Here is a 16,707-nt window from a genome sequence, read left to right on the forward strand (position 1 = left end):
ATCGACGGTATCGAGGACGGTCTCAACGCGGTCAAGAGCGGCGAGTTCATCGGCACCTCGCTGCAGAACGGCACGGTGGAACTCGCGGCGGGACTCACCGGTCGGCGCGCAACCGGCCATCAACGGTCGGCTTCGCTAAGCTCTATCCGAAAGCCAAAGCGAAGCCACGGGAGACCTTCAGCGTGTCTGAACAGCCGGCGCACCGCCGCTCACGGGACGTGGCTTCGCCGTCGGTGATTCCCGAAAACGCTTATGCGCCAGGCGGATTCCGTGCGCAGAGCCGGTTCAGCGATCCGTCGGCCGAGCCGCCGCCGGAATGGACGGCGCCCACCCCGCCCAACGGAATCCCGGTGTCGCCGGCTGCCTTCGGGCCGCCCCCCTTCGAGGAGCCGGGGTACGGCCCGCCGGTTGCTGAGCCCGCGCCCTACGAACCCCCGGTGTACGGGCCGGCCGCCTACGGCGCGCCCCAGTACGGCGATCCCGCCTACGAGGACCCGCCGCCGTACCTGGACCTGTCCACGGTGGCCCTGCTCGGGGAGCGCAGGCGCGCGCCGTCGGAAGGGTGGCGACGGTGGCTGTACTTCGCGTCGGCCAAGACGATCAACCTCGGCGAGGGCCCCAAGACCGTCCGCCGCCGCACGCTGGCCGCGCAGGTTCAGCGCCCGCTGCGGGGTTGCTACCGGATCGCGGTGCTTTCGCTCAAGGGCGGTGTCGGCAAGACCACGATCACCGCGACGCTGGGCGCCACGCTGGCCTCGGTCCGCGGCGACCGGGTGATCGCCGTCGACGCCAACCCCGACCGCGGAACGCTCAGCCAGAAGGTGCCTCTGGAAACCCCGGCCACCGTCCGGCATCTGCTGCGCGACGCCGAGGGCATCGCCGCCTACAGCGATGTGCGGGCCTACACGTCGCAGGGCCCGAGCCGGCTGGAGGTGCTGGCCTCCGAGAGCGACCCGGCGGTGTCGGAGGCGTTCAGCTCCGACGACTACGTCCGCACCCTCGAGGTGCTCGAACGGTTCTACAGCCTGGTGCTCACCGACTGCGGCACCGGGCTGATGCACTCGGCGATGGCTGCGGTGTTGTCGAAAGCCGATGCGCTGGTGGTGGTCAGCTCCGGTTCGGTCGACGGCGCCCGCAGTGCGTCGGCGACGCTGGACTGGCTCGACGCGCACGGCCACCAGGACATGGTGCGCAACTCGGTGGCGGTGATCAACGCGGTGCGGCCTCGCTCGGGCAAGGTCGACATGAAGAAGGTCGTCGACCATTTCAACCGGCGCTGCCGGGCGGTGCTGCAGGTGCCGTTCGACCCGCATCTGGAAGAGGGCGCCGAGATCAGCCTGGAGCGGCTCAAACCGCAGACGCGGGAAGCGCTGCTGGAACTCGCTGCGGTGGTGGCCGCCGGATTCGTCGGCGCCCGTCGACCCGGCTAGGGCCGCGGATTGTCTTCCTGGCCGAGCCGACGCAGGAACTCTGGGTCGTCGTCGGGCCCGATCACGCGGGTCCGCGGACGGCTCGAAGATTCTCGTGTCATTCGCCAGCCGATGTACATCAGCGTTGCCAGCACGAGAGCCAGGAGCAGATACGCCACCGAAAAAACCTCCTTGTCTCGAATATACGCGCCGTCGGTAGGCTCGGTTCGTGTCTGATGCTCGTCCGGGAACCCGGCTCGTCTTCGATGTGGCGGTCTACGTGCTGGCGCGGCTGCTCCTGGTGGCCGTCGTGGCGGCGGTGATCCTCGGCGTCGGCCATGTGCTCGGGCTGCGCGAGTTCCCGCTCATCGTGGCGTTGCTGTTCGCGTTCGTGATCGCCCTGCCGCTGGGCATCTGGTTGCTGGCGCCGCTGCGCCGGCGGGCCACCGCGAGCATTGCCGCCGTCGACGAACGACGCCGTCGCGACCGCGAACAGTTGCAGGCTCGCCTGCGCGGCGAGGACCCGTCGACCTCATGACCGCCGCCGGGCGGGAGGTGTTCGGTGCGCGCTTCCCCGGCGCGGCCGGCTTCCTGAACAGTCCCACCTACGGTCTGCCTCCGCACTTCGTCGTCGACGCGCTGCAGGGCTGCATCGCGCGCTGGCAGGCCGGGACCATCGACGTCCCGTCGTTCGACGACAGCGTGCGCGCCGCGCGCGACGGTTACGCGACGCTGGCCGGGGTGCCCGGTGAGTCGGTGACGATGGGATCGACCGTGTCCGGGCTGCTGGGTCTGGTCGCGGCCGCCGTGCCCGACGGCAGCCGTGTGGTCACGGTGCCCGGCGAGTTCACCAGCACCACGTTCCCGTTCGCTGCCCAGGCGGCCCGCGGCGTGACGGTGACCGAGCTGCCCGCGCCCGAATTGGTGGACGCCGCAGCGCAATTCGATGTCGTCGCCGTGAGCCTGGTTCAGTCGGCGACCGGTGCGGTGCTCGACACCGACGCACTGCGGCGATCCGTCGACGGCACCGACACCATCACGGTCATCGACGTCACCCAGGCCCTGGGCTGGAAGCACCTCGACCTCAGTTGGGCCGACGTCACGGTCGCGGCGGTCTACAAGTGGCTGATGGCGCCGCGGGGCACCGCGTTCATGTCGGTGCGCCGCCGGGTCAGCAGGCGGATGACCCCGCACGCCGCGAACTGGTACGGCGGTGCGGACCCGTGGCAGTCGATCTACGGGCTGCCACTCCGGCTGGCCGACGACGCACGGCGGTTCGACCTCTCACCGGCGTGGTTCAGCGTGCTCGGTGCGGGGTTGACGCTGCCGTGGCTGGCCTCGCTGGACCGGTCCGCGGTGGAGCGACACACCGTCGGGCTCGCCGATCGGCTGCGGACCACGCTGGACCTGCCGGCCGAGGAGTCGGCGATCGTCTCGCTGCCCGTCGACGGCGCAGCCGACAAGCTGGCGCGCGCAGGCATTCGGGCGGCGGTGCGGGCGGGCGCCGTGCGGGTCGGGTTCCATCTCTACAACACCGATGACGACGTGGATTCGCTGTTGGCGGCCCTGCGGTAATTCGGCACTCCGGCGGGAAAATCCCGCCCGAAAAGCGCAACATCGTTGTGCGGATAACGCACCGAAAACTCAGCTAATCGGGATGCCATCGCGCGCCGGATCCTGCGCGCCCGTTGACTGGTGTAGAAAAACGCGAATCGCGGCAGCGCCAGCAAAATCAGCAACAACAAGTCGTCGCTTTTCGGTCGCGCGCTTCGCGGAACGGATTGCGTCGCCGCATTCGGCCGGGTAAGTAACGGTCATGACCTCTCCCAAGAAACTCTATGGCCGGTGGTTGAACGAGTTGTGGGCCGGAGAGCCCGTCGCCGCCGAACTGGTCACCGACGACTTCGTCGGCCACTGGCCGGGCCGGGAGGTGCGCGGGCCCTCGGAGTTGGAGGCCGTGGTGGGAGAGACCCAACGCATGCTGGCCGACCTGAAGTTCGTCATCGAGGTGGAACCGTTCATCGACGGCGACCTGATGGCGGCGCGGTGGATCGGCACGGGTGCGGCCAAGGACGGGCCGAAACGGTTCACCGGCAACGACATCCTGCGCATCTCCGACGGCCGGATCGCCGAGTACTGGACCAGCACCGCGGCCGGTTAGGCACCGTCGCGCAGCACCTGCCGGAGTTTGTCGAGGGGGTCTCCGGCGCCGGGGTTCAGGCGCAGCACGTTCTCCGGTGATTCGGGTGCGGCTGCCGCCGCCGGCGGCGGGGGTGGCACCGGTGCGGCCGCCGGTGGCGGCGGCGGTGGGGGTGGCGGCGCGTCGAGCCCCGCCAGCTTCGCCGACAGCCGGGGTGCGGCGTCGGCCCGGACCGCCCGCCGCTCGGAATCGGGATCGGAGTTGGCTTCGAAGCAGCCGGCCGGGGCGGACGTCACCAGGTCCAGCGCGCTCAGGTAGCGGTCGCGGGCCTCGGCGGGCCGGTTCTCCCAGGCGTCGATGTCGCCCTGGCGCTCGCGGACGAGTTCCAGGTTGACCAGCACCGGACACGTCTGCTCGGTCGGTGTGCGCGCCAGCGCGTCGGAGAAGTAGCGGTCGGCGTCGACGAGCCGGTTCTGCAGTACCGCCAGGGCGCCCGCGGCGAACGGCGCCTTCGCCGGTTCCACGATGTTGAGCGTGCTCATCCTCGAGACGTTGCCGCGCAGCGCGTCGGTGTCGCCGTCGGCGAAGTTCGACACCGCGGCGTTGCCCGCGAGCACCGCGGAGATGAGCTTGACGGCCACGACGACGACGGCGACGGCCAGCGGCGCCGACGCCCACACGAGACGCCGCCGCAGCCGCAACCGGCGGGGCCGCGCCCTCACAGCGTCACCTCGCGGCGGGCGGTACGGGCCGCCCGGTACTCGCGCAGGTTGAGGAAGATCTCGAACAGCAGCAGCACGGCGGCGGCCAGCGTGAAGACCCAGTACAGGTCGGTGCGGTCGGCGCGCTCGACCGGCGCCGGCCCCGCCGCCACCCCCGCCGCCTCCGGTGCGGCGTCGCCGACGGGCTGCGCCGGGTCGCGCGGCACGTAGGGCACGCCGAGCTGATCGGCGATCCGCTGCAGCCCCGCGTCGTCACGCGCGGCGCCGTAGCCGAACACCGCGCCCCCGTCGACCGAGCCGGGGACCGGTTCGAACTCGCCCTGCGGCGCCTTGGATCCGGGTGCGCCCGGACCGAAGTAGAACACCAGGTTCGGCGCGCCAGGGGTGCGCTGGCCGGCCGCGATCAGCTGGTAGCGCAGCACGTTGGAGGCGGCCGCCGCGTTCACCCCGACCTCCTCGGCGGGCAGCGGCCGCACCCCCGCGATGGTCGGAGCGAGGCTCCAGGCATCCTCGGACAGCGGCCATTCCAGCGACGGCCGGGCCGCGAAGGTGATCAGCGCGAAACGGGCCTGCGGGTAGTGGTCGATCAGCGCGGTGACGTCGTCGCGGATCCCGTCGATGCGGGGACCGTCGCCGTGGTCGGCGACCGCCGTGTCCGCGGACCGGTCGACGAGCAAAAAGATGTTGGGCACGTCGTCGGCCGCGGCGGCGGCCCCGGGGTCCGCGCCGTCACCGCCGCCGAGGGTGGGCCGGGCCGCGGCGATCAGCATCAGCAGCACCGCCAGGGTCAGGCCGGACCAGCGCCAGACCGTCGTCCACCGGTGGCCGGAGCGGCGCGCCAGCTGGCCCATCGTGATCAACCGCAGCAGCAGCGCGACCACGGCCACCGCGAGCAGCAGCGCGGGCGGCACGACAGGTGAGAACGTCATCGCCGCAACACCGCCAGCGACAGGCACAGCAGCAGCGTCACCACGACCCCGACCGCCAGCGGGATGGTCGGGACGTCCCCGCGGAAGCCGGCGAGCGTGGCCGACGCATCGGTCTGCGGCGGATGGGCGCGGATCCCGGACAGCTGCGCGGCCAGGTCGTCGCTGACCGGTGCGTACCGCCCGTAGGTCTCCTGGACCACCGCGCGGATCGGGCCGGGGGACGAGACCAGCGCGTTGACCTGCACGTTGCGCTCACGCGCCAGTTCGGTCACCTGCTGGTCGGTGAACAGCGAGGGGCGGGTGTCGTCGGCGGCCCGCAGCTCGCCGGGACCGAGATAGATCAGCGAGCGACGGCGGTCCGCAGGCGCCTCGCCCGGCGGGAACCCGGTCAGGCACAACGCCAGCACGTCGGCTGCGGTGGGCGCGTAGTCCGCGTAGCTCACCGGCGCGGTGAAGCCCGCGACGGTGGCGCGCTTGGCCGCCAGCTGCGCAGCCGGCAGCGCGTCGTCGTCGGGAAGGGTGGCCACCCGCGCGGCGTCGCCGAGGCGTTCGACGACGTACTGGTGGTCGCGGGTCAGCGGGATCACCCGGCGGTTGGTGGAGGTCAGCCCGATCCGTTGGGGGCCGGCGCTTCTCGCCTCTTCGGCGAAGTAGCTCAGAAACGCGCCGGTGGTCGGGTCGGTGACGGGCGCGCCGACGCACAGCATGATGTCGTCGCCGATGTCGGGCGGCTGCAGTGACCACCACACGCCATTGGGCCGGGCGCTGGCCACCGTCGCCGCCCCGAACAGCAGGATCAGCAGCGCGATCGTGACGATCATCGAAACGGTCCTGGCGCGCGCGATCCTGGCGTACTCGGGCAGCGCGGTCAGGCGCGCCGAGTTGGCCAGCGGCCGCAGCCGCCGCTGCGTCTGGCTGGTCGGCAGCAACAGAGCCATCGCGACAGCGACTGCCAGACAACCGAATCCGATGACTGCGACCGGCCACCAAGTCAGGGCCATGAACGGATCAGCTCCTCGGCCTCGGCGCCGACTTCGTCGACGTGGACCGCCGACGCGTTGTTGAACTGGGCGTCGTCGAGGGCGGCCAGCACCGGCGCGGCGGGCGCCAGGTCGCCGGCGCCTATTGCGTCGAGGTGCAGGTACTGCGCGCGAACCCCGGTCGCCTGACCGAGGAAGCTGCGCAGCGTCCGGCTCATCGCCGCTGCGGCCTGCGCCGCGGTCAGCTCACCGTCGCGGTGGCGGGCCACGGTGCGGCGCACCGCCGCGGCGAAGCGGCGTCGCAGCAGCCTGGCGTGGATGTCGCGTACCGCGGGCAGCCGCCGCAGCTGGTCCGACGGCAGCGTCCACACGAAAACGGCTGCATACCAGGCGATCACGAACACCAGCAGCGCCAGGCCCAGCCACAGCCATCCGGTCCAGTACGGCGACGGACCTCCGACGAACCGCAGCAGATCATCCGGCACGCGCGTACACCCCGGTGAGTTCGACGAGCCGGGACCGGATCTGGGCGCTGCCGTCGATCCTGGTGTGCGGGACCGCGTGGGTGGTCATGAACTCCGCGAGCCGGTGTACCCGGTGCTGTTCGGCGCGCCGGTAGGCGGTCACCACCCGCGGCCCCAACGTCGCGCTGTCGAGGACGTAGCGGCCGGTGGACACGTCGAATCCGGCGCGGTCGTCGCCGGTCGTGCCGACGGCGGGCAGGTCGGTGACCATCGCCCACAGCAGGTCGTGGCGGCCGGTCAGCCGTCGCACCGAGTCGCTGAGGCGGTCGTCGACCTCGGGCTCGTCGGAGACCACGACGATCAGCATCGGATGACGGTAATGCGTTGCGACGTAATCCAACTGGCAGACGATGTCGCTGCGGCCGGGTCGCGACCGCACGTGCCCGTAGTAGCGGTGCAGCATGCTTTCGATGTGGGTCTCGCCGCGGCGCTGGCGGATGTTGACGCACCCGCGGGTGTCGCCGAACACCATGCCGATCTGGTCGGCGCGGCCCAGCGTGATCAACCCGATGGCGCCCAGGATGTTCACGGCGACATCGCTTTTGCGTTCACCGGTCGGGGTCGCGGCGGCCATCTTGCGGCCGGCGTCGGCGACCAGCAGCACCTTGTGGTGCTTTTCGGAGACGTACCGTTTGATCAGCACGTGCCCGGACCGGGCCGAAGCCTTCCAGTCGATGTCGCGGACGTCGTCGCCGGGCACGTACGGCCGCAGATCGTCGAACTCCAGGCTGCGGGTGTGCAGAAGGGCGTAGCGGCCGCCTTCGAGCATGCCGCGGGTGTCGGTGCCGAAATACGTTCGCGCCGTTGTGAGATGTCTACCCATGCGCCGCTACGGGACTCGCACCGCTTGCAGGACGGCGTCGATGATCGTCTCCGGGGTGATGTTCGCGCTGGCCGCCTCGAACCCGAGGATCAGGCGGTGCCGCAGCACCCGGTGCGCGAGCTTGGCCACGTCGCCCGGGATGACGTGCCCGCGCCCGGACAGCAGCGCCAGTGCGCGAGCGGCGTTGCAGAACGCGATGGTGGCCCGCGGGCTGGCGCCGTACTCGACGAGCCGGGCCAGATGGGCGGGCAGGTACCGGTCGGGTTCGCGGGTGACGCTGACCAACTGGCTGGCGTAGTGCATCAACGCGCGGTCCATGTGCACCTGGCGGACCACCCGCTGCAGCCGGTGCACGTCGTCGAGGCCGGCGACCGGCCGGCTGCGGTGGTCCTTGTCGTAGAGCCCGGCGTCCATCCGCGCCATCACCTCGACCTCCTGGTCGGCGGTGGGGTAGTGCACCACGTCCTTGAGCATGAACCGGTCGGTCTGGGCTTCCGACAGCGGATAGGTGCCCTCCTGGTCGACGGGGTTCTGGGTCGCGATGACCAGGAACGGCTCGGGGATCGGGTACTCGGTGCCCGCGATCGTGGTCTGGCGTTCCTCCATCGCCTCGAGCATCGCGCTCTGGGTCTTGGCGCTGGAGCGGTTGATCTCGTCGAGCAGCACGATGTTGGTGTGCACCGGGCCCAGTTGGGTGACGAACGAGTTGGTCGCCGACTCGTAGACCTGGGTGCCGATGATGTCGCTGGGCAGCAGGTCCGGGGTGCACTGGATGCGCCGGAACCCGCCGTCGATGGATTCGGCGACGACGCGCGCGGCGGTCGTCTTGGCCAGGCCCGGAACGCTCTCGATCAGAATGTGGCCGCCGGCCAGCAGGCCGATCAGCAGCGACTCGCGCAGGTTCTCCTGGCCGACGACCTTGGCCGCGAACGCGTCGGAGATCGCGGCGACGACGCGCTGCGCCTCCGCGAGATCTCGCTGGTCGAGTGTCCGTGCTGCGGTCATCGATGCCTTCCGACTAGGGGTTGCGCGGTGCGTCGCCGGGTCGCGAGGCTACGGCGCCGTGAGCGGAGGGTGGGTACCCGCCTCATTCAGTGTGCACACCGGCCACCGGAATGACCGCCCACCTGCCGTTGGGGTCGCAGGATCAATCGTCGGCGGGAGCGGAACCGATCTGGTCGTGCAGCTCGGCGACATAGCCGTCGTATGCGGCAGCCACGTCATCGAGGTCGAGTTGAGGCGGCAGATCGTCGGGACGCTGGCGCGCGATCAGGAAGGCCGCGGTGGCGGCGACGACGCGGGCCTCATCGGGGTCAGGACCCGCGATGCGCGCCACGATCTCCGGGTCGGCCCGAACCTGGATGGCGACGGTGTCGGCGTCGAGCGTGAACCGGATGAGGAATTCATGATCGCCGAGCGCTTCGATGCGCGGGTGGTCGCAGCTCATGGCTCTGACGGTGCCGATGCGGACGCCACGCGGGCCACGCACAGATCCGGCTTCACCAACGGGTCGAGGCGGTCGACGGTGACAGGTCCGCGCATTCCGGTCAGGGCGCCCTGCATCAAGCCGAGGTGCAGCGCGCACATCACGGTCCCGTGGTCTTCGACCAACTCGTGAAAAGGGCAGTGCCGCAGGCGGATCTGTGTGACCCGCCGGTCGGGCAGGGGCTCGGGTTCGAATCCGAGCTTATCGAGCAGCTCGACCAGGGCGGCCAGGGACTCGGATCTTGTCGGGGCCCGGCCGTGACGGTGCTCGACGAGTGAGGGCGCCCACGAGCGGCCGAGCTCGGCGGCCGCTTCGGAGGGCTTGCCAGCCGTCGTGACGAAATGGTCGGCGAGAATCTTGGCGATCAGCCGGTAATTCGTCGGCCCCGCCGGGTCCATCCGGTGAGAGGCCCGGAACAACACGGGTGGGCGACCTGGGCCCGTGCTCTCGCTGATGAGTTGCTCGACGCGTTCGGCGCGTACGAGCCCGTCCAGATGAAAGCGGACAGTGTTCGGATGGACGTCCATCTCTTCGGCGATCTCCGCGATGCTGCGCGGTCGCGGCGAGTCACGCAGCAGCCGCAGGATCAGTTCACGCCGCCCGGGCGCCGACGGCTTTTTCGCCGGCTTCACGGGGCGCGTCACGGCGCGCGCGGCGGGAGCTTGGCCACCAGGTCAGTATCAGCGTCGACCGGGCCGAGCTTGGCTGCACCCCCGGGTGAGCCCAGAGGACCGTCCCGGCCCGGCAGGGTCTCGGTGAAGAACTTGGCGTTCTCCTCGGTGTAGGGCTGTAGGGATTCGGGCAGGTCGTCTTCGTAGTAGATCGCCTCGACGGGGCAGACCGGTTCGCACGCGCCACAGTCGACACATTCGTCGGGATGGATGTAGAGCATGCGACCGCCCTCGTAGATGCAGTCGACCGGGCACTCCTCGACGCAGGCCCGGTCCTTGATGTCGATACATGGTTCGCCGATCACGTAGGTCATGGCCTCATATTAGTACAAATACTACTTGTAGATATAGGATGAATATTGTGACTGAATCCGAACCACTGTCTGACAGCGCCGACGTGCTGGATGTGCGCCGGATCCCCAAGTCGCGACGGCACGCCACGGCCTTCGCCCGATTCGACGCGCTGCGCTCGGGCGAATCGTTCGTCCTCGTCAACTGCCACGATCCGATCCGTCTGCGTGAGGAGTTCGCTCGCTGTCGACCCGGTGCCTATGCCTGGCGCTACCTGGAAGGCAGCCAGTCGCAACGACTGTGGCGTATCCGTATCACCCGGATCGCCGAGGGCGTACCGTTCGGCGCTGGCATCCCGATGACGGACCTCAGCGGTTCGACGAGAGCCGACAGCGGTGCTGTCGACTGAGGGGTGCGACCGCACCCTTGCGGCCCCTCGTGACGGCAGACCATGATCACCGTCACGGAACGTCCTGCGCCGCAACCAATGCCGATCCGGCATGGGCTCCGAGGTTCATTCGCCTACCGGGTGGTGACCACGACCGACCCCAAGCTGTTGGGAATCATGTACGTGGTTACCTCGATCGGCTTCTTCCTGGCCGGCGGCCTGATGGCACTGCTGATGCGCGGTGAGTTGTCGTCCCCGGGCCTGCAGTTCCTGTCCAACGAACAGTACAACCAGTTGTTCACCATGCACGGCACGATCATGCTGCTGCTGTATGCGACGCCGATCGTGTTTGGTTTCGCCAATTGCATTGTGCCCTTGCAGATCGGCGCCCCAGATGTGGCGTTTCCCCGACTCAACGCGCTCAGCTACTGGCTGTATCTCCTCGGCGCGCTGATCACCGTAGCGGGCTTCGTGACCCCGGGCGGGGCCGCCGACTTCGGGTGGACCGCCTACAGTCCGCTCAGCGATGCGCTTCACTCGCCGGGAGCCGGGGCCGATCTGTGGATCATGGGTTTGGTCGTCGCCGGACTAGGCACCATTTTGGGCGCGGTCAACATGATCACCACGGTGGCGTGCATGAGGGCACCGGGCATGACGATGTTTCGGATGCCGATCTTCACCTGGAACATCCTGATCACCAGCATCATGATCCTCAGCGCTTTCCCGCTGCTGACTGCGGCGCTGCTGGGTCTGGCGGCCGACCGACACCTGGGCGCGCACATCTACGACCCGTCCAACGGCGGCGTGATCCTCTGGCAACACCTGTTCTGGTTCTTCGGACACCCGGAGGTGTACGTCGTGGCGATCCCGTTCTTCGGCATCATCACCGAGGTCGTCCCGGTGTTCGCGCGCAAACCGATGTTCGGCTACACCACGATGGTCTACGCCACCGTGACCATCGCCGGACTGTCCACCGCGGTCTGGGCTCACCACATGTTCGCGACCGGCGCGGTGCTTCTGCCTTTCTTCTCCTTCATGTCCTATCTCATCGCCATTCCGACCGGTATCAAGTTCTTCAACTGGATCGGCACGATGTGGAAGGGGCAGTTGACTTTCGAAACCCCGATGCTGTTTTCAGTGGGATTCATGGTCACCTTCCTGCTCGGTGGTCTGTCGGGTGTCATGCTGGCCAGCCCACCGGTCGATTTCCACGTCACCGACACCTACTTCCTGGTGGCGCACTTCCACTACGTGCTGTTCGGCACGATCGTCTTCGCCACGTACGCCGGCATCTACTTCTGGTTCCCGAAGATGACCGGGCGGCGGCTCGACGAGCGGCTGGGCAAGCTGCATTTCTGGCTGACGCTGATCGGCTTCCACACCACGTTCCTGGTGCAGCACTGGCTGGGCAACGAGGGCATGCCCCGCCGGTATGCCGATTACCTGCCGAGCGACGGATTCACCACGCTCAACGTCGTCTCGACCGTCGGCGCGTTCCTCCTGGGCGTCTCGATGCTGCCTTTCGTGTGGAACATCTTCAGAAGCTACCGCTACGGGGACGTGGTGACCGTGGATGACCCGTGGGGTTACGGCAACTCGCTGGAGTGGGCCACCTCGTGCCCGCCGCCGCGGCACAACTTCACCGAGCTACCCCGGATCCGTTCGGAGCGGCCGGCATTCGAACTGCACTACCCACACATGACTGTGCGGATGCATGACGAGGCGAACATCGGCCGTCATCGCAAGAACTGCCTCACCGGGACCGCGTCGACCGGCAGTGGCGCCGCAACACAACGGAAGGCGGGAACGCGATGAGCGGGTCCGAAGTCAGGAAAACCACCTCGAATAGGTCGCGCCGCACACGGGTGAGCACGGCCCGGTTCGCAGCCGCCCGCACGGCCGCAGTCTCATCCGGTTCGTCATACCCGGTCGGGCTGCGACTGCGGCTCAAACCGTGCCGCGTGCCGACAGGTGACGTCATCGGTGCCTGGTGGCCACGGTCGATCGAACTGGTCGCCGAACTCAGCGCGTTGGTCGGGCGCCTCGAATCGCGGTGGGGCCGTGTCGACCGCGTGGTCTACGACAGAAACCTCTGGGCGCCCGGACCTCCCGAGATGACCGTGGGCGGCCACACGGTGCATCTGCACGGTTCCTGGGACCGGGCTGTCAACATCGTGTCGTTGTGCGGCCCGGTGTTCGGGACACGGGCGCTGCTGGTCGTCCCGCCCTGCACCGACCCCGTCCGCGCGTACTCGGCGGTGGTGACCGCGGCTGATCCCGACGATTGTTCGACCACAGACGAATTGCTCGGTATCGGCGCGCACGAGGCCGAGGAAAGACACCTGGCACAGATCGCCCAGCAGCGCTGGGAGAGCGAAGGCGGTGCGCTGAAAACGCCGAGCCGAGGCTTGGGACATCACCCATGACCGCTGGGTTCAGTCCGGCAGGAAGCGGTTGATGTAGGGCTCGAATCTCGCCTGCAGGGCATCCGGCTCGAGGCCGAACATCTGCGCCGACGTCGCCACCCGGCCGAGGCGGCCGCGCTGGTGCCCGGCCAGGTACCGGCCGACCGCATCGCGGACCTCGTCGCTGAAGTCCTCCCCGGTAAGATCGTAAATCGCTGCGGCGGTGCCGATCTCGTCGTCCATGAACTCGTCGAAACGCACGTCGATCGACCGGTCCGCCGGGATGACGTCGCGGTCGCGGATCAGCGCGGCGAGCATCAACTCCAGCCGGTCCACCCAGCACGCCGCGATCTGCTCGACCGGCACCGGCGCGCAATGCATCCGGGCGCTGTAGGTCAGCATCGCCAGCATCGACAGCACCACCGGCACCGGATCGCGGTGGGTGGCGATCACCACCACGCCGGGGAACACCGCGTTGAGCACCGGCAGCTGTTCGAGGTGTTGCGGTGACTTGAGCAGCCAGCGCCGCCCGCCACGCAGGAACTGCAGCGCCCGCAGCTGGGTGGCCAGATGCCGGTAGTGCGCCGTCTGATCGTGGGCCAGGTAGTAGTCGCGCCAGCGCGGCACATGCGCCAGCGTCTCGAACAGCATCGAGCTGAAGTCGTTGGCCAGCAGCTGGATCTCTTCGTGCACATGGTCGGTCGTCATCTCGTGCATCAGCGCGAAGTGCGGCATCTGCGCATTCATGAACTCGACGGCCGCGTCCATCCGGGTGCGGCGCGGATCGGGTTCGATTCCGGCTTCCGACGGCAGCGGGAACGGCTCGTTGCTCTCCCAGTAGGGAATCGTGCGGAACGTCGGGCCCGCCGCCAGCAGGTTGTGCAGGTGTGTGGTGCCGGTGCGCGGCAGTCCCGCGATGACCACCGGCGGGGCCAGTTCGATGTCGTGGATCTGCGGGTTCCGCTCAAGCAGGTCGGTCAACAGCAGCCGGTTCTTGAGCCACTGCAGGATCTGGGCGTGGAAGTTGACGACGCCTGCGGCGTGCATTGTCGGGATCTCGTGCAGCGCAGCAAGATACACGTCGAGACGTTCGCGGTAGTCGTCGTCGCCGAAGTCGTCGAGCCCGGTCTCGGCGGCGGCCTTGTTGTGCAGGACGTCGGCGTCGAGCGGGCATTCCGGCGCCAGCGCCGCCATCATCGCGCGGATCGGCTCCACCTCGGCGGGGAAGCGGGGTTCGGCGAGGTCGTCGAGAACGACCGGTGTGGTGTGCGTCACAGCCTTTATGTTACTGTCAGTTTCGTAATGGCGACAGAGATCGGGCGACCTCGGGACCGGCGCATCGACGCCGCGGTGCTGCGCGCGACGGTCGAGTTGCTGACCGAGACGGGTTACGCCGAGCTGACCGTCGACGCGATCGCCCGCCGAGCGGGCACCAGCAAACCGGCGATCTACCGTCGCTGGTCGGGCAAGGCGCACGTCGTGCACGAGGCGGCCTTCCCGGTCAGCGCGGCCACCGAGCTTCCCGACACCGGCACCCTGGCCGGCGACGTCTGCGAGATGGTGCGGCGCACCGTCGGCGTGCTCACCACCCCGGCCGCGCGCGCTGCGCTGCCCGGGCTGGTCGCCGAGATGGCCGCCGACCCGGCCCTGCACGCTGCGCTGCTCGAACGCTTCGCCGACGTGCTGTCGCGGGGTCTGACCGAGCGCCTGGCCGCCGCGGCCGAGCGCGGGGAGGTGCGCGACGGTGTCACTGCGGGCGAGGTCATCGAGGCGGTGGCCGGGATGACCTTCCTGGCCCTGATCACCCGGGCGGACGGTCTCGACGACGAATGGGTGGACCGCACCGCCGAGCTCATCACGAGAGGAATCAGTGCATGACCGAATCCGCGTCCGCGGCGGCCTGGCGCGAACTGCTCGACACCCTGGGCGGGCTGGACCGCACGTTCCTCTCCGGTGACCGCGCGGTCACCGACGACCGGCACGTCGCTGACGGGTACCGGATGCTGGCCACCACGCTGGGGGTGGCGTTCGACACCTACCTGTTCGCCGAGCCGAGCCGGCCGGTGTGGATCGAACTGAACACGCCGGTGCGCCGCGACCGGCGGTGGGGCGGCGACAACACCGACGCGTACTACTTCATGTGCCCGGTGGACCCGAAGCGGCGCTACCGGATCAGCGGAAACCGGGGCGACAGCGTCTACTTCTCGGTGACCGCGTACAACGAGCCGTCGCCCGGGGCGTGGTCGGACCGGATCGTGGCGCTGGTGCGCGACGACGACCTCGACATCGACTCGGACGGCAACTTCTCGTTCGAGTACGGGCCGACCGACGGCGGTGTGGTGCTGGTGACCCGCGACTATCAGGCCGACCCGCAGACCGGGCGCCCGGTGTCGTGGCACATCGAGGCGCTCGACGAGCCCGACCCGATCCGGCACGGGGACGCCGAGACGGCCGCGGGGCTGCGGGCCAGCGCGGCGTGGCTGCGCACGATGTTCGCGATCCTGCCGCTGGCGGTCGGTGTGCGGGTCGACGACGCTCATACGCTCGGTCACGAGATTGCCCAGGCCGCAAACGAATTCGCCGACCCGTACCAGGTGCCCGACGCGAACTTCGGGTGGTCGGCGCGCGACGCGTGCTACGCCTACGGCAGCTTCGTGCTCGACGACGACGAGGCGCTCGTCGTCACCCACCGGCCACCGGCCTGCCGGTTCTGGAACCTGGTCGTGTGGAACCAGTTCATGGCCGCGGTGACCGACGAGAAGACGTCGATCAACGGCTACAGCGCGGTGCCCAACTCCGACGGTTCGGTGACCGCGGTGATCTCCCGCGGGCTGACCGCCCACCCGAACTCGATCACCACGGTGGACTATCCGCGCGGCAACCTGGCGTTCCGGTGGTTCCTCGCCGACGCGGTGCCCGCCCGCCCGGAGGTGCGGCTGGTGAAGGTCGCCGACGCCCCGACCGACGTCACCTAACGAGCGATTTGTGAGTGATCACGTTCGGTCAGCGATCGTTTTCACGCACAAATCGCCAGGGCGAGCGCCACCGCGACCGCCCACACCAGCATCGTCAGCCCGGTGTCGCGCAGCACCGGGATCAGGTCCTTGCCGCCGAGGCGCTTGCGTACCGGCGCCGCGGCGCGCATCGCCAGCGGCAGCGCCACCAGGCCGACCGCCGCCCACGGCGTCGCGAGCATCAGCACCACCGTCAGCGTGAACGCCACCGCCAGCAGCACCTGGAACAGCCCGCGGGTCCGGCCGTCGCCCAGGCGTACGGCCAGCGTGATCTTGCCGGACTCCCTGTCGGTCGGGATGTCGCGCAGGTTGTTGGCCATCAGCACCGCCGACGACATGCAGCCCATCGCCACCGCGACCACCGCGCCCACCCAGTCGACCCGCAACGCCTGCGTGTACTGCGTGCCGAGCACCGCGACCAGACCGAAGAACACGAACACCGCGATCTCGCCGAGCCCGAGATAGCCGTAGGGCTTCTTTCCGCCGGTGTAGAGCCACGCGCCGGCGATGCACACCGCGCCGACCGCGATCAGCCACGGCGCGCTCAGCGCCGCCAGCACCAGGCCGGCCACCGCCGCGATCACCAGGCTGACCACCGCCGCGGTCAGCACCGCCCGCGGTGAGGCGACCTTCGAGCCGACCAGCCGCAGCGGCCCGGCGCGCACGTCGTCGGTGCCGCGGATGCCGTCGGAGTAGTCGTTGGCGTAGTTGACCCCGACGATCATCGCCATCGCGACGAGCAACGCCAGTAACGCCTTCCACCAGCTCGCGGCCCCCAGCCACGCCGCCGCGCCGGTCCCGGCGAGCACCGGCGCGATCGCGTTGGGCAGCGTGCGGGGCCGCGCGCCCTCGAGCCACTGCGCGAATGTCGCCACGTGCGTCAGTCTCGCATGCGGCCGAAATCGGCTCGGGTGCCCGCGGCCGA

22 protein-coding genes are annotated in these 16,707 nt (G+C 69.3%); 9 read left to right on the forward strand and 13 right to left on the reverse strand.

Annotated elements, in window-relative coordinates; all coding sequences use genetic code 11:
* Positions 1 to 236: 236 nt before the first annotated feature.
* Positions 237 to 1,430, forward strand: coding sequence for a MinD/ParA family ATP-binding protein (locus BHQ18_RS21940; RefSeq protein ID WP_069415869.1), 1,194 nt, complete (start codon positions 237 to 239; stop codon positions 1,428 to 1,430).
* On the opposite strand, the gene BHQ18_RS30180 is transcribed toward BHQ18_RS21940, so the two are convergent.
* Positions 1,427 to 1,588: a hypothetical protein gene (locus BHQ18_RS30180; RefSeq protein ID WP_165614586.1), complete on the reverse strand. Its 162-nt coding sequence runs from the start codon at positions 1,586 to 1,588 to the stop codon at positions 1,427 to 1,429. The two genes, BHQ18_RS21940 and BHQ18_RS30180, sit on opposite strands and share 4 nt — an antisense overlap.
* A 50-nt stretch (positions 1,589 to 1,638) precedes the next feature.
* Here BHQ18_RS30180 and BHQ18_RS21945 point away from each other — a divergent pair, with 50 nt between their 5' ends.
* Together BHQ18_RS21945 and BHQ18_RS21950 are read left to right on the forward strand one after the other, a co-directional pair.
* Complete coding sequence (locus BHQ18_RS21945; protein ID WP_069415768.1) at positions 1,639 to 1,947, forward strand: DUF4229 domain-containing protein; 309 nt, start codon at positions 1,639 to 1,641, stop codon at positions 1,945 to 1,947.
* Positions 1,944 to 2,984 carry an aminotransferase class V-fold PLP-dependent enzyme gene (locus tag BHQ18_RS21950; protein WP_069415769.1) on the forward strand — a complete coding sequence of 347 codons (1,041 nt, stop codon included), beginning with the start codon at positions 1,944 to 1,946 and terminating at the stop codon, positions 2,982 to 2,984. Before BHQ18_RS21945 ends, BHQ18_RS21950 begins: the two co-directional genes overlap by 4 nt.
* Positions 2,985 to 3,053: 69 nt before the next feature.
* Here the strand turns inward: BHQ18_RS21950 and BHQ18_RS30185 are convergent, their stop codons facing one another.
* The gene (locus tag BHQ18_RS30185; RefSeq protein WP_165614587.1) at positions 3,054 to 3,227 is read right to left on the reverse strand and encodes a hypothetical protein; all 174 of its coding nucleotides are present in this window, start codon (positions 3,225 to 3,227) and stop codon (positions 3,054 to 3,056) included.
* Here BHQ18_RS30185 and BHQ18_RS21955 point away from each other — a divergent pair.
* Positions 3,226 to 3,570: an ester cyclase gene (locus BHQ18_RS21955; protein ID WP_069415770.1), complete on the forward strand. Its 345-nt coding sequence runs from the start codon at positions 3,226 to 3,228 to the stop codon at positions 3,568 to 3,570. The two genes, BHQ18_RS30185 and BHQ18_RS21955, sit on opposite strands and share 2 nt — an antisense overlap.
* Here the strand turns inward: BHQ18_RS21955 and BHQ18_RS21960 are convergent.
* The 9 genes from BHQ18_RS21960 to fdxA all read right to left on the reverse strand — a co-directional run bounded on the left by BHQ18_RS21960 (position 3,567) and on the right by fdxA (position 9,998).
* On the reverse strand, positions 3,567 to 4,271 hold the full coding sequence (locus BHQ18_RS21960; RefSeq protein WP_084294249.1) for a hypothetical protein: 705 nt from the start codon (positions 4,269 to 4,271) through the stop codon (positions 3,567 to 3,569). The two genes, BHQ18_RS21955 and BHQ18_RS21960, sit on opposite strands and share 4 nt — an antisense overlap.
* On the reverse strand, positions 4,268 to 5,200 hold the full coding sequence (locus BHQ18_RS21965) for a vWA domain-containing protein (RefSeq protein WP_069415771.1): 933 nt from the start codon (positions 5,198 to 5,200) through the stop codon (positions 4,268 to 4,270). The genes BHQ18_RS21960 and BHQ18_RS21965 overlap by 4 nt, the downstream gene beginning before the upstream one ends.
* Entirely contained in the window at positions 5,197 to 6,138 is a 942-nt protein-coding gene (locus tag BHQ18_RS21970; RefSeq protein ID WP_234794266.1) for a hypothetical protein, read from the reverse strand. Before BHQ18_RS21970 ends, BHQ18_RS21965 begins: the two co-directional genes overlap by 4 nt.
* Positions 6,139 to 6,191: 53 nt before the next feature.
* Positions 6,192 to 6,665: a hypothetical protein gene (locus BHQ18_RS21975; RefSeq protein ID WP_069415773.1), complete on the reverse strand. Its 474-nt coding sequence runs from the start codon at positions 6,663 to 6,665 to the stop codon at positions 6,192 to 6,194.
* Positions 6,655 to 7,527, reverse strand: a complete 873-nt coding sequence (locus BHQ18_RS21980; protein ID WP_069415774.1) for a DUF58 domain-containing protein — start codon at positions 7,525 to 7,527, stop codon at positions 6,655 to 6,657. Before BHQ18_RS21980 ends, BHQ18_RS21975 begins: the two co-directional genes overlap by 11 nt.
* Positions 7,528 to 7,533: 6 nt before the next feature.
* Positions 7,534 to 8,532, reverse strand: coding sequence for an AAA family ATPase (locus BHQ18_RS21985; RefSeq protein WP_069415775.1), 999 nt, complete (start codon positions 8,530 to 8,532; stop codon positions 7,534 to 7,536).
* 142 nt (positions 8,533 to 8,674) lie between these two features.
* Complete coding sequence (locus BHQ18_RS21990; protein WP_069415776.1) at positions 8,675 to 8,974, reverse strand: hypothetical protein; 300 nt, start codon at positions 8,972 to 8,974, stop codon at positions 8,675 to 8,677.
* On the reverse strand, positions 8,971 to 9,657 hold the full coding sequence (locus tag BHQ18_RS21995) for a helix-turn-helix transcriptional regulator (protein WP_069415777.1): 687 nt from the start codon (positions 9,655 to 9,657) through the stop codon (positions 8,971 to 8,973). Before BHQ18_RS21995 ends, BHQ18_RS21990 begins: the two co-directional genes overlap by 4 nt.
* Entirely contained in the window at positions 9,654 to 9,998 is a 345-nt protein-coding gene (gene fdxA / locus BHQ18_RS22000; RefSeq protein ID WP_069415778.1) for a ferredoxin, read from the reverse strand. Before fdxA ends, BHQ18_RS21995 begins: the two co-directional genes overlap by 4 nt.
* A gap of 47 nt (positions 9,999 to 10,045) precedes the next feature.
* Between fdxA and BHQ18_RS22005 the strand changes: the two genes are divergently transcribed.
* Genes BHQ18_RS22005 through BHQ18_RS22015 form a run of 3 tightly spaced genes read left to right on the forward strand, consistent with a single transcriptional unit; the run spans position 10,046 to position 12,789 of the window.
* Positions 10,046 to 10,384, forward strand: a complete 339-nt coding sequence (locus tag BHQ18_RS22005) for a DUF2249 domain-containing protein (RefSeq protein WP_234794267.1) — start codon at positions 10,046 to 10,048, stop codon at positions 10,382 to 10,384.
* 42 nt (positions 10,385 to 10,426) lie between these two features.
* Positions 10,427 to 12,178: an aa3-type cytochrome oxidase subunit I gene (gene ctaD, locus BHQ18_RS22010; RefSeq protein WP_084294253.1), complete on the forward strand. Its 1,752-nt coding sequence runs from the start codon at positions 10,427 to 10,429 to the stop codon at positions 12,176 to 12,178.
* On the forward strand, positions 12,175 to 12,789 hold the full coding sequence (locus BHQ18_RS22015; protein ID WP_372516609.1) for a DUF5994 family protein: 615 nt from the start codon (positions 12,175 to 12,177) through the stop codon (positions 12,787 to 12,789). Before ctaD ends, BHQ18_RS22015 begins: the two co-directional genes overlap by 4 nt.
* A gap of 9 nt (positions 12,790 to 12,798) precedes the next feature.
* Here BHQ18_RS22015 and BHQ18_RS22020 read toward each other — a convergent pair whose 3' ends face one another.
* Positions 12,799 to 13,965, reverse strand: a complete 1,167-nt coding sequence (locus tag BHQ18_RS22020) for a sulfotransferase family protein (protein ID WP_084294268.1) — start codon at positions 13,963 to 13,965, stop codon at positions 12,799 to 12,801.
* 105 nt (positions 13,966 to 14,070) lie between these two features.
* Here BHQ18_RS22020 and BHQ18_RS22025 point away from each other — a divergent pair, with 105 nt between their 5' ends.
* Entirely contained in the window at positions 14,071 to 14,646 is a 576-nt protein-coding gene (locus BHQ18_RS22025; protein ID WP_069415781.1) for a TetR/AcrR family transcriptional regulator, read from the forward strand.
* Positions 14,643 to 15,743 (forward strand): DUF1214 domain-containing protein, encoded by a 1,101-nt coding sequence (locus tag BHQ18_RS22030; RefSeq protein ID WP_069415782.1) that lies wholly within the window; start codon positions 14,643 to 14,645, stop codon positions 15,741 to 15,743. The genes BHQ18_RS22025 and BHQ18_RS22030 overlap by 4 nt, the downstream gene beginning before the upstream one ends.
* A gap of 41 nt (positions 15,744 to 15,784) precedes the next feature.
* Here the strand turns inward: BHQ18_RS22030 and BHQ18_RS22035 are convergent, their stop codons facing one another.
* Entirely contained in the window at positions 15,785 to 16,657 is an 873-nt protein-coding gene (locus BHQ18_RS22035) for a 1,4-dihydroxy-2-naphthoate polyprenyltransferase (protein WP_069415783.1), read from the reverse strand.
* Positions 16,658 to 16,707 lie beyond the last annotated feature (50 nt).

Source organism: Mycolicibacterium flavescens, from assembly GCF_001722335.1.
In the GTDB taxonomy this organism is placed as follows: domain Bacteria; phylum Actinomycetota; class Actinomycetes; order Mycobacteriales; family Mycobacteriaceae; genus Mycobacterium; species Mycobacterium flavescens.